Origin of the sequence: Streptomyces sp. NPDC059696 (genome assembly GCF_042733745.1) — a bacterium.
In the GTDB taxonomy this organism is placed as follows: Bacteria; Actinomycetota; Actinomycetes; order Streptomycetales; family Streptomycetaceae; genus Streptomyces.
Genome location: NZ_JBHWFG010000003.1, coordinates 255,196 through 267,015 on the forward strand (window position 1 = coordinate 255,196; position 11,820 = coordinate 267,015).

The following is an 11,820-nucleotide window of genomic DNA, read 5'->3' on the forward strand; positions in this document are numbered from 1 at the left end:
CGGACCATGTTCCGGCACACACCGGACATGGCCCGCTCCGTCACCTGCACAGTGGAGGTTCCTCGCCGGAAGCTCAGGAATCGTTCTCCTCGGAGTCGCCCTCCAGGAGACTCTTCTGCAGGACCGGCCCCTCGCCGGGAGCGAGCGAGCCGAGGATCCGCTCAAGGTCCTCCATCGAGGCGAACTCGACCGTGATCTTGCCCTTCTTCTGCCCCAAGTCGACCTTCACGCGCGTCTCGAAGCGGTCGGAGAGCCGCGTGGCGAGGTCGGACAGCGCGGGCGAAACCCGTCCGCCGGCACGCGGACCCTTGGGCTTCTGCGCCTTCTGGGGCCGTGAGCCCATCAGCGTCACGATCTCCTCGACGGCCCGTACCGACAGACCTTCGGCCACGATGCGGTGAGCCAGCCGGTCCTGCTCCTCCGAGTCGTCCACCGAGAGCAGGGCCCGCGCGTGTCCCGCGGAGAGCACGCCGGCGGCGACCCGCCGCTGCACGGCCGGTGAGAGCTTCAGCAGACGCAGCGTGTTGGAAACCTGCGGACGGGATCGGCCAATGCGGTCCGCCAGCTGATCATGCGTGCAGTTGAAGTCCCTCAGCAACTGGTCGTAGGCGGCCGCCTCTTCCAGCGGGTTGAGCTGGGCCCGGTGCAGGTTCTCCAGCAGGGCGTCCAAGAGGAGCTTCTCGTCCTCCGTAGCACGCACGATGGCCGGGATCGCCTCCAGTCCTGCCTCACGACAGGCCCGCCAGCGACGCTCGCCCATGATGAGCTCGTAGCGGGCCGGACCCACCTGCCGGACGACGACCGGCTGGAGGAGCCCCACTTCCTTGATGGAGGTGATGAGTTCGGACAGCGCGTCCTCGTCGAAGACCTCACGCGGCTGGCGAGGGTTCGGCGTGATGGAGTCGAGAGGGATCTCGGCGAAGTGCGCACCGACGGGTGCCGCAGACGTTGCGGGTGCGCTCGACTGCGCCGGCTCCTCCGTTTCACGTGAAACAGGCGGCAGCGTCGCTACCTTCGCCGCGGCCACCCCGCGGTCGTTCGGCAGCGCGGGCACTGCCGCGGGAGACGTGGAAACGACGTTCCCCGCCGCGGCCTGGGCCACCGATTTCTCCGTCGGTGCGGCAGGGATCAGTGCGCCGAGACCACGGCCCAGCCCCCTTCGTCGCTCGCTCACTGGATGCCCTCCACCATGCTCGGGTCGTTCTGCTGTGCGCCGATATGGGCGTGCGTCGCGTCATAACTGATCCCGACACCCTTCAGCGCGATCTCTCGTGCCGCCTCAAGATAGGAGAGGGCACCACTCGATCCAGGATCGTAAGTCAGTACCGTCTGCCCGTAACTCGGCGCCTCCGAGATGCGGACGGAGCGCGGGATGCTCGTCCGCAGTACCTCGTCGCCGAAGTGGGTGCGCACCTCTTCCGCGACCTGCGACGCGAGACGCGTCCGGCCGTCGTACATGGTGAGCAGGATGGTCGACACATGCAGCGCGGGGTTGAGGTGCCCCCGCACCAGGTCGACATTGCGCAGTAGCTGCCCGAGGCCTTCCAGCGCGTAGTACTCGCACTGAATGGGGATCAGTACTTCCTGTCCCGCCACGAGGGCGTTGACCGTCAGAAGACCGAGCGAGGGCGGGCAGTCGATGAGGATGTAGTCCAGCGGCTGTTCGTACGCCTGGATGGCGCGCTGCAGCCTGCTCTCCCGAGCCACCAGCGACACCAGCTCGATCTCCGCACCGGCGAGATCGATCGTGGCGGGGGCGCAGAAGAGTCCCTCGACATCGGGGACCGGCTGGACGACCTCCGAAAGCGGCCTGCTCTCGACCAACACGTCGTAGATGGACGGGACTTCGGCGTGATGGTCGATACCGAGGGCGGTGGAGGCGTTTCCCTGAGGGTCGAGGTCGACCACCAGGACCCGGCCACCGTGCAGCGCCAGCGATGCGGCGAGGTTGACGGTCGTCGTCGTCTTCCCCACGCCGCCCTTCTGGTTGGCGACCACGATGATGCGCGTCTGCTCAGGCCGTGGCAGGCCCTCGCCGGCACGGCCCAGAGCCTCCACTGCCAGTTGGGCAGCACGACCGATGGGAGTGTCGTCCATCGGAGGCGGTGTTTCACGTGAAACATCCGCCCCCATCGACTCGGTACGGGGACCGGGGACCGGATCGGTCATCGGTCCCGCGATATTGGCGTCGGACCGCAAGGATTCACTCTCCTCGACTTCAGGCTCGCAATGAACAGAGCCTCCCATGTCTTCGGGGTCGCGAACCAGTGAGGCCTGGCGTTCTGTGGAGAAATCCACCTCTGTGGATACCTCAGGTCCCTCATCGAGTGAACCAAGAGGCTTTCGGTCGCGGGGTTCGGCCGCAGCGCGGCCACGACTGATGATGCCGTGCAGCAGAGAGCGACGTTTCACGTGAAACACGATGCACAGCAGCCGTGGCCGGACTGTCGCGACACTCCGGCATGCATGGGTTTGGCAGCTTGTGTGGAGTACGTCTCTTCCTCAGGACGGATCAGACCCACTCCGCAGGATCTCCTCAGCGACGACGACGCGTCCGCCCCGTGCGAGCCGCCTTGGCTCGCTTCGCTGCGAAGCGCACACCGCCGGGGCTCTCCCCGACCTCGACCCGTACGACCGTGGACGTCGGGTCCACCACACCCTCACCCACATGCAGGATCGACGTCTCCACCGCGCCCAGCTTGCTCAGCGCCGCCGACGCGCTCTTCAGCTCCTCCTCGGCGGTGTCGCCCTTGAGCGCGAGCATCTCCCCGTAGGGCCGCAGCAGGGGAATGCCCCAGGTGGCGAGCCGGTCGAGGGGCGCGACGGCTCGAGCTGTCACCACGTGGACGGGCTGGATCTTCCCCATGACCTCTTCGGCCCGGCCACGCACGACCGTCACGTGGTCGAGGCCGAGCAGCTCCACGACCTCGGTGAGGAAGGTGGTGCGCCGCAGCAGCGGCTCCAGAAGCGTGATCTTCAGGTCGGTACGGACCAGCGCCAGCGGAATGCCGGGGAGCCCGGCGCCGGAGCCGACATCGCACACGGTGACGTTGTCGGGCACGACCTCCGAGAGCACCGCGCAGTTCAGCAGGTGCCGCTCCCACAGGCGGGGCACCTCGCGCGGGCCGATGAGACCGCGCTGTACGCCCGCCTCGGCGAGCAGCTCGGCGTACCGCACCGCATCCGCGAAGCGATCACCGAACACCTCGCGCGCCTGCTCGGGCGCGGGGGGAAGCTCCGCTGCCTCCGTCACGGGGGACCGTCCTTCCGTACCGCGTCAGCGCACCCGGCGCCGACACCAGAACCACCAGAACTATCAGGCTGACAAAGTTCGGCCCCGCCTGCGCAACAGACGGGGCCGAGAACGTACGGGCCGATCAGGCGGGCAGCACGACGACGAAGCGCTGCGGCTCCTCGCCCTCGGACTCGCTGCGCAGACCGGCGGCCTTGACCGCGTCGTGCACGACCTTGCGCTCGAAGGGCGTCATCGGCTTCAGCTTCACGGCCTCACCGCTGCTCTTGACCTCCGCGGCGGCCTTGGCGCCCAGCTCGGACAGCTCGGAGCGCTTCTGTGCCCGGTACCCCGCGATGTCGAGCATCAGACGGCTGCGGTCACCGGTCTCCCGGTGCACGGCCAGGCGCGTGAGCTCCTGGAGCGCCTCCAGCACCTCACCGTCACGACCGACCAGCTTCTGCAGGTCCCGGCCGCCCGTGTCGCTGATGATCGAGACGGAGGCACGGTCGGCCTCGACGTCCATGTCGATGTCGCCGTCGAGGTCGGCGATGTCGAGCAGACCCTCCAGGTAGTCCGCCGCGATCTCGCCTTCCTGCTCCAGGCGAGTCAGGGTGTCTGCACCCTCGGCAGCGGCGGAGGTGGTGCCTTCCGTCACGGGATGGACTCCTTCTTACTTCTTGGACGGGGACTTGGGCCGCTGCGGGCCCTTGCGCTGTCCGGACTGGGCCTTGCTGCGGGTACCGCCGGCGGGCTTGGGACCGCCCTGCTTGGCAGCGGTGGCGGGCTCGTCCTCGGTCCGGCCGGACTTGGTGAGCGACGTCTTCGGCTCGTTCTCACCGGCCGCCTTCGCGCCGACGGTGCCGCCGTGCTGCCGCTGCGACTTGCTCTGCCGCTTGGGCTGCTGGCGCTTCGGGGTGCCGGCTGCGGTGGTCGGCGTACCGTCCTCGGCCTGGGCGGCGGCCGCGCTCTCGCTCTTGATCACGGTTCCGTCGGCCTGGGCGGCGAGGCCGGCCTTGCTCAGGCCGTTGATGAACTTGCGCTCGAACTCGTTGCGGTCGCGGCCCTTGGCGACGATCGCCTTCACGATGGCGCGGTCGCGACGCCGACCGACCTTCTCGTGCTGGGTGACGTGCTTGTGCAGGCGCTCCAGGTACGTGGCCTGGGCCTTGGAACCCGGCGTCGGGTTGTTGCGGATGACGTACATCTGCTGGCCCATGGTCCACACGTTGGTGGTCAGCCAGTAGACGAGGACACCGACGGGGAAGTTGATGCCGAAGACGGCGAACATGACCGGGAAGACGTACATCAGCATCTTCTGCTGCTGCATGAACGGGGTCTTCACGGTGGTGTCGACGTTCTTCGTCATCAGCTGGCGCTGGGTGAAGAACTGCGACGCCGACATCAGAACGATCATGACGGCGGTGACCACACGGACGTCGGTGAGGGAGGCACCGAGTGCTTCCACCTTCGACGCGCTGTCGGTGAACTTCGCGGCCAGCGGAGCACCGACGATGTGCGCCTTCTGCGCGCTCTGCAGCAGGCTCTGGTTGATCACACCGATGGTGTCGCCCGTCGCGATGCTGTTGAGCACGTGGTACAGGGCGAAGAAGAACGGGGACTGCGCCAGGATGGGAAGGCACGAGGAGAGCGGGTTGGTGCCCGTCTCCTTGTACAGCTTCATCATCTCTTCGGACTGACGCTGCTTGTCGTTCTTGTAGCGCTCTTGGATCTTCTTCATCTCGGGCTGCAGCGTCTGCATGGCCCGAGTGGACTTGATCTGCTTCACGAAGAGCGGGATGAGGCAGATGCGGATCAGGATCACCAGGGACACGATCGACAGGCCCCAGGCCCAGCCGGTGTCGGGGCCGAAGATGGCGCCGTACACCGAGTGGAACTGGACGATGACCCAGGAGACGGGTGTGGTGATGAAGCTGAAGAGGCTGGCAATCGTGTCCACTAATCATGCTCCTTGGGCATGGGACGGTGTCTCTGCGGCCGGGCTCGAGGATCCGGACCGACTTGTGGGAGAAGTCGGTCCCTCGGTGGCCGGTTCGGCGGCGGAGGACCCGCCCTTGCGTGCACGCCACGCGTTACGCAGCGTTTCGTGCCACCGCGGGCGCTTGCGCGGCGGGACATGGTCCACACCACCCAGCGACCACGGATTGCACCGCAGGATGCGCCAGGCCGTGAGTGCCGTTCCCTTGATGGCACCGTGCCGGTCGATGGCCGTGAAGCCGTAGTGGGAGCACGATGGGTAGTACTTGCAGACCGGCCCCAGCAGCGGACTGATCGTCCACTGGTAGAGCTTGATCAGAGCCAGCAGCGGGTACTTCATCGCGCGCCCCCTCCCAGCAACCGCTGAAGAGCGGCATCCAGGTCTCGGGCCAGCTGTGCATGGTCGGCGTCGCCCGATCCGGGCAGCGCTCGTACGACTACCAGGCTACCGGGGGGCAGCTGGGCGACTCGCTCCCGCATCAGGTGACGAAGCCTGCGCTTCACTTTGTTCCGCACGACCGCGCCACCCACTGCCTTGCTCACGACGAAACCCGCACGCGTCGGGGGAGCGCTCTCCCCAGGCGCGTGCGGGTCCGTGGAACCGCTACGTAGGTGGACGACGAGGAGCGGGCGTCCAGCCCGGCGTCCTCGGCGTACCGCGGTCGCGAAGTCCTCGCGCCGCCTCAGCCGATGCTCGGTAGGCAGCACGACGTCATGACCTGATCAGGATCAGGCGGACAGGCTGGCGCGACCCTTGCTGCGGCGGTTCGCGAGAATCGCGCGACCGGCACGGGTACGCATCCGCAGGCGGAAGCCGTGGGTCTTCGCGCGACGACGGTTGTTCGGCTGGAAGGTGCGCTTGCTCACTCGGGGGCTCCAGAAGAAATCGGTAGTTGCGGGGTGCCGTCCTGGCTGTCACCGTGCGCCCACGAGTAGCTCGCAGTTACGCCCGAGTGCACCGCTGACCGATCATCCGAATGATCTGTGCCCATCGGAGGCAGGCGGCAGCAGCCATCGACAACTCGACCTGGTTACGGTACGCGCGGCTACGCCATCCGGTCAAACCGGGAGTCGCCGGGAGACACTTGTCCACAGGCTGGGGACAACAACTTGAACCGTACCGGCCGCGCTGACTACCGTGACGGAACTCCGATTCGTTCCCTTATCCCTGCCCCACCCGATTTACATCCCGAGCCGTCCCAGAACCACACGTTCGTGGGACCTGTGAGAGAGCGTGCCCTGTGGCTGACGTACCTGCCGATCTTGCCGCAGTGTGGCCACGCGTATTGGAGCAGCTCCTCGGGGAGGGGCGCGGCCAAGGGGTCGAAGGGAAGGACGAGCACTGGATCCGGCGCTGCCAGCCCCTCGCGCTGGTCGCGGACACCGCACTGCTGGCCGTGCCGAACGAGTTCGCGAAGGGCGTACTGGAGGGCCGGCTGGCGCCGATCGTCAGCGAGACGCTGAGCCGCGAGTGCGGGCGCCCGATCCGGATCGCCATCACCGTCGACGACTCCGCGGGCGAGCCCCCCGCCCCTCCCGCACCCCCGGCGCGCCCCCAGCAGCGCTACGAGGAACCCGAGCTCCCGTCCGCGCGCCCGGACCGCGACGGGTACGACCGCCCCGAACGCGACGGATACGACCGGCAGGACCGCGACGGATACGACCGCAAGGACCGTGACGGATACGGCCGCCAGGACCGCGATGCCTACGACGGTCAGGACCGGGACGGATATGAGGGATACGGCCGGCACCGCGCCGAGCACCACCCCGGGCCGGCCGGCGACCAGCTTCCGCCTACGCGCGCAGATCAGCTGCCGACGGCCCGTCCCGCCTACCCCTCCGAATACCAGCGCCCCGAGCCCGGCGCCTGGCCGCGACCCTCGCAGCAGGACGAGTACGGCTGGCAGCAGCAGCGCCTGGGCTTTCCCGAGCGTGACCCGTACGCGTCACCCGGGCAGGACACGTACGGCTCCGGCTCCCAGGACGCCTATGGGTCCCAGGACTCCTACGGGTCCAACGAGACGTACGGATCCCAGGACTCCTACGGACCGAAGGACACGTACGGATCCAAGGATTCCTACGGCCCGCCGTCCCAGGACTACCGCCCGCAGCCCGTCGAGCGGCCCTCCTACGACCAGCAGCGCTCCGACTACGACACGTCGCGGGGCGACTACGACCAGCGTGACGCGGTGCGCCGGGAGCTGCCCGAGCCCCCGGCCGGTTCGGGCCACGTGCACCGAGGCGGCCCGGTCGGTCCGAACCTGCCGACGACCGGTGCGCCCGGCCCCCTGGCCGCGCAGCCCGCGCCGGCGACCGGCCCGGGCGAGCCGACCGCCCGCCTGAACCCGAAGTACCTCTTCGACACCTTCGTCATCGGCGCCTCCAACCGCTTCGCCCATGCGGCCGCGGTCGCCGTGGCCGAGGCGCCGGCGAAGGCGTACAACCCCCTGTTCATCTACGGGGAGTCCGGCCTCGGCAAGACCCACCTGCTGCACGCGATCGGGCACTACGCGCGCAGCCTGTACCCGGGCACACGGGTGCGGTACGTGAGCTCGGAGGAGTTCACCAACGAGTTCATCAACTCCATCCGCGACGGCAAGGGCGACAGCTTCCGCAAGCGGTACCGGGAGATGGACATCCTGCTCGTCGACGACATCCAGTTCCTCGCGGACAAGGAGTCGACGCAGGAGGAGTTCTTCCACACCTTCAACACGCTCCACAACGCCAACAAGCAGATCGTGCTGTCCTCCGACCGGCCGCCCAAGCAGCTGGTGACCCTGGAGGACCGGCTGCGGAACCGTTTCGAATGGGGTCTGATCACGGACGTCCAGCCGCCCGAGCTGGAGACGCGGATCGCGATCCTCCGCAAGAAGGCGGTGCAGGAGCAGCTGAACGCGCCGCCGGAGGTCCTGGAGTTCATCGCGTCCCGGATCTCGCGGAACATCCGCGAGCTGGAGGGCGCGCTGATCCGGGTCACGGCGTTCGCGTCGCTCAACCGGCAGCCGGTCGACCTGGGCCTGACGGAGATCGTCCTGAAGGACCTGATCCCCGGCGGCGAGGACTCGGCCCCCGAGATCACCTCGACGGCCATCATGGGCGCCACGGCGGACTACTTCGGGCTGACCGTCGAGGACCTGTGCGGCACCTCGCGCGGCCGCGCCCTGGTCACCGCCCGGCAGATCGCCATGTACCTGTGCCGTGAGCTGACGGACCTGTCGCTGCCGAAGATCGGCGCGCTGTTCGGCGGGCGCGACCACACCACGGTCATGCACGCGGACCGCAAGATCCGCAACCTGATGGCCGAGCGCCGCTCCATCTACAACCAGGTCACGGAGCTGACCAACCGCATCAAGAACGGCTGACGCCGACGGCGGTACGCCGCCGAGGGCGCCTCCTGTGGTTCCGGGGGCGCCCTTTTCCATGTCCTGGGAGGGTCCGGGAGGGTCCGGGAGGGTCCGCTTGCCTGCCCGAAGGACTCCGCCGTGCCCCGCGAGGGCTCCTTCACGTCCCGGGAGGGCGCCGTCGGGGACCGCGCCGGGCTTCCGTCCGGCACCCGACCGCAACCCGCTGTTCGATTAGTCGCCGGGTTACGGCCCCCCTCCACAGATTCGGTGACTTTCTGCCGTCCACATCCTGGGGACCGGGGAGTTGTCCAGATCGTGTCCACAGCCGCCCTGGGTGAAAGACCATCAGACCAGCTCAGGTGGCTGTGGATTGGTGGACGAAGGATCTCCACAGACTGTGGACGACGAGATGATCCACAGGCTGTGCATCGAGTTGTCCACCGGCCACCCACAGGCTGGGGGCGGTTGTCCCCAGCAAACGGTCGCTTCTCCACATGCCTGTCCACTGTTCGGCAACCCGACGCGCCTCCTCACCGGGTCGAGTGAAAGGCGTCACACGAAGGTGCCGGGTTGGGCTGTGGGAAAGCTGGGTAAAGCTGGGGATGGCGCTGGGGAGAACTCGCCTCACCCTGTGCACGGCGTGTGCAGAACTTTCTGTTCTCCACAGATACGCCCGGTTGTCCACCGCCTCCACCCACAGGACCCGTGGACAAAATTCCCGCCCTGAGCTGGGCAAACGAGGTTATCCACGGTATCCACAGGCCCTACTACTACTCCCGACTAGAGAGAGCTGGGAATCCGTTTCGAAGGGGGCCCTGTGCACAACTCGCTCTTCGGTGCCCGGCCGCCCCTCGTCACGACTTGACCCCGAGAGGCACCTACTGTCAGTGCGGTGCGTCAGACTGGTCCCCGGTGTCCTCCCCTCACAGGGACCGTCGGCACCGCGACAGACGACGAGGGCCAGGCAGAGCGAGAAGCGCCGGCAACAGCAGGAGGCGGCAACAGTGAAGATCCGGGTGGAACGCGACGTACTCGCGGAGGCAGTGGCCTGGGCGGCACGCAGCCTCCCGGCCCGTCCGCCGGCGCCTGTCCTCGCCGGCCTCCTGCTGAAGACCGAGGAGGGCCAGCTGAGCCTGTCCGGCTTCGACTACGAGGTCTCCGCGCGGGTCTCCGTGGACGCCGAGGTCGAGGAGGAGGGCACGGTCCTGGTCTCCGGCCGCCTGCTCGCGGACATCTGCCGCGCGCTCCCCAACCGCCCGGTGGAGATTTCCACAGACGGTGTACGGGCGACCGTGGTCTGCGGCTCGTCCCGGTTCACACTCCACACCCTGCCTGTGGAGGAGTACCCGGCCCTGCCCCAGATGCCGAACGCGACGGGCACGGTGCCCGGCGAGGTCTTCGCCTCCGCCGCCTCCCAGGTCGCCATCGCGGCCGGCCGTGACGACACGCTGCCCGTCCTCACCGGTGTGCGCATCGAGATCGAGGGCGACACCGTCACGCTGGCGTCCACCGACCGCTACCGCTTCGCGGTCCGCGAGTTCCTGTGGAAGCCGGAGAACCCCGAGGCCTCCGCGGTCGCGCTGGTGCCCGCCAAGACGCTCCTGGACACCGCCAAGGCTCTGACCAGCGGCGACCAGGTCATCCTGGCGCTGTCCGGCTCGGGCTCCGGCGAGGGCCTGATCGGCTTCGAGGGCGCCGGCCGACGCACGACGACCCGCCTGCTGGAGGGCGACCTCCCGAAGTACCGCACGCTGTTCCCGACGGAGTTCAACAGCGTCGCCGTGATCGAGACCGCCCCCTTCGTGGAGGCCGTCAAGCGTGTGGCCCTGGTCGCCGAGCGCAACACCCCGGTGCGGCTCAGCTTCGAGCAGGGTGTGCTCATCCTGGAGGCCGGTTCCAGCGACGACGCACAGGCTGTGGAGAGGGTCGACGCCCAGCTCGAGGGCGACGACATCTCGATCGCCTTCAACCCGACGTTCCTGCTGGACGGCCTGAGCGCCATCGACTCCCCGGTGGCCCAGCTGTCGTTCACGACGTCCACCAAGCCCGCGCTGCTCAGCGGCAAGCCGGCGCTGGACGCCGAGGCGGACGACGCCTACAAGTACCTGATCATGCCGGTGCGCCTCAGCGGCTGAGCCGGGCCCGAGGGCCGCAGGTGGGCTGGGGATCATCGGCGGTTGTCCACAGGCTGAGGACAAAGCCGCAGGTGAGGGCGTACGAGTGAGCGCGTATGCCCACAGATGTGCGCGAGCGTCCGGGTTTAGGGTCGGACGCGGGTACGAAAGTGCCTCGCGGTACACACGTGCCGCCACGCCACGTCGCAGAACCTAAGGAACACAACTGATGGAGCTCGGTCTCGTCGGCCTCGGCAAGATGGGCGGCAACATGCGCGAGCGGATCCGCCGCGCAGGTCACACCGTCCTCGGATACGACCGCAACCCGGACCTCGCCGATGTCCACAGCCTGGAAGAGCTGGTGGGCAAGCTCAGCGGCCCGCGCGTGATCTGGGTGATGGTCCCGGCCGGGGAGGCCACGCAGACCACGATCGACCGGCTCGCCGAGCTGCTGGAGCCCGGCGACGTCGTCGTGGACGGCGGCAACTCCCGCTGGACCGACGACGAGCGGCACGCGGAGGAGCTGGCGGCCAAGGGCATCGGCTTCGTCGACTGCGGTGTCTCCGGCGGCGTCTGGGGCCTGGAGAACGGCTACGCGCTGATGTACGGCGGCGACAAGGAGAACGTCGCCAAGGTGCAGCCGGTCTTCGACGCGCTCAAGCCGGAGGGCGACTTCGGCTCGGTGCACGCCGGCAAGGTCGGCGCGGGCCACTTCGCGAAGATGGTCCACAACGGCATCGAGTACGCGATGATGCAGGCTTATGCCGAGGGCTGGGAGCTCCTGGAGAAGGTCGACTCCGTGACCGACGTCCGGGAGGTCTTCCGCTCCTGGCAGGAGGGCACGGTCATCCGGTCCTGGCTGCTCGACCTCGCGGTCAACGCGCTCGACGAGGACGAGCACCTGGACGAGCTGCGGGGTTATGCACAGGACTCCGGCGAGGGACGCTGGACTGTGGAGGCCGCCATCGACAACGCGGTGCCGCTGCCGGCGATCACCGCGTCGCTGTTCGCGCGGTTCGCCTCCCGCCAGGAGGACTCGCCCCAGATGAAGATGATCGCGGCGCTGCGGAACCAGTTCGGCGGCCACGCGGTCGAGAAGAAGTAGTCCAGACAGAAGCAGAGATCCACAGGG

General features: G+C 68.1%; 11 protein-coding genes. 3 read left to right on the top strand and 8 right to left on the bottom strand.

Going from position 1 to position 11,820, the window contains the following annotated elements:
• Nucleotides 1-73: 73 nt before the first annotated feature.
• The 8 genes from ACFV20_RS04920 to rpmH form a co-directional block, all read right to left on the bottom strand.
• Nucleotides 74-1,174: a ParB/RepB/Spo0J family partition protein gene (locus tag ACFV20_RS04920; protein WP_385652400.1), complete on the bottom strand. Its 1,101-nt coding sequence runs from the start codon at nt 1,172-1,174 to the stop codon at nt 74-76.
• Entirely contained in the window at nt 1,171-2,247 is a 1,077-nt protein-coding gene (locus ACFV20_RS04925; RefSeq protein ID WP_185008886.1) for a ParA family protein, read from the bottom strand. The genes ACFV20_RS04920 and ACFV20_RS04925 overlap by 4 nt, the downstream gene beginning before the upstream one ends.
• Before the next feature lie 289 nt (nt 2,248-2,536).
• A complete protein-coding gene (rsmG, locus tag ACFV20_RS04930; RefSeq protein ID WP_385652402.1) occupies nt 2,537-3,253 on the bottom strand; it encodes a 16S rRNA (guanine(527)-N(7))-methyltransferase RsmG in 717 nt (238 codons plus the stop codon).
• Nucleotides 3,254-3,377: 124 nt separating this feature from the next.
• On the bottom strand, nt 3,378-3,890 hold the full coding sequence (locus ACFV20_RS04935; RefSeq protein ID WP_385652403.1) for a protein jag: 513 nt from the start codon (nt 3,888-3,890) through the stop codon (nt 3,378-3,380).
• A 15-nt stretch (nt 3,891-3,905) separates the two neighbouring features.
• Nucleotides 3,906-5,192 carry a membrane protein insertase YidC gene (gene yidC / locus ACFV20_RS04940; protein ID WP_385652405.1) on the bottom strand — a complete coding sequence of 429 codons (1,287 nt, stop codon included), beginning with the start codon at nt 5,190-5,192 and terminating at the stop codon, nt 3,906-3,908.
• A gap of 3 nt (nt 5,193-5,195) precedes the next feature.
• Nucleotides 5,196-5,570, bottom strand: coding sequence for a membrane protein insertion efficiency factor YidD (gene yidD, locus ACFV20_RS04945; RefSeq protein ID WP_385652407.1), 375 nt, complete (start codon nt 5,568-5,570; stop codon nt 5,196-5,198).
• The gene (gene rnpA, locus ACFV20_RS04950; RefSeq protein WP_078615240.1) at nt 5,567-5,938 is read right to left on the bottom strand and encodes a ribonuclease P protein component; all 372 of its coding nucleotides are present in this window, start codon (nt 5,936-5,938) and stop codon (nt 5,567-5,569) included. Before rnpA ends, yidD begins: the two co-directional genes overlap by 4 nt.
• A gap of 21 nt (nt 5,939-5,959) precedes the next feature.
• Entirely contained in the window at nt 5,960-6,097 is a 138-nt protein-coding gene (gene rpmH / locus ACFV20_RS04955) for a 50S ribosomal protein L34 (protein WP_005482975.1), read from the bottom strand.
• Between the two features lie 374 nt (nt 6,098-6,471).
• Here rpmH and dnaA point away from each other — a divergent pair, with 374 nt between their 5' ends.
• From dnaA to gnd, 3 genes are all read left to right on the top strand, one after another.
• Entirely contained in the window at nt 6,472-8,592 is a 2,121-nt protein-coding gene (gene dnaA, locus ACFV20_RS04960) for a chromosomal replication initiator protein DnaA (RefSeq protein WP_385652410.1), read from the top strand.
• A 986-nt stretch (nt 8,593-9,578) separates the two neighbouring features.
• Nucleotides 9,579-10,709 carry a DNA polymerase III subunit beta gene (dnaN, locus tag ACFV20_RS04965; RefSeq protein ID WP_385652413.1) on the top strand — a complete coding sequence of 377 codons (1,131 nt, stop codon included), beginning with the start codon at nt 9,579-9,581 and terminating at the stop codon, nt 10,707-10,709.
• 208 nt (nt 10,710-10,917) lie between these two features.
• The gene (gene gnd / locus ACFV20_RS04970) at nt 10,918-11,793 is read left to right on the top strand and encodes a phosphogluconate dehydrogenase (NAD(+)-dependent, decarboxylating) (RefSeq protein WP_361114601.1); all 876 of its coding nucleotides are present in this window, start codon (nt 10,918-10,920) and stop codon (nt 11,791-11,793) included.
• The last annotated feature ends 27 nt before the right edge of the window (nt 11,794-11,820 follow it).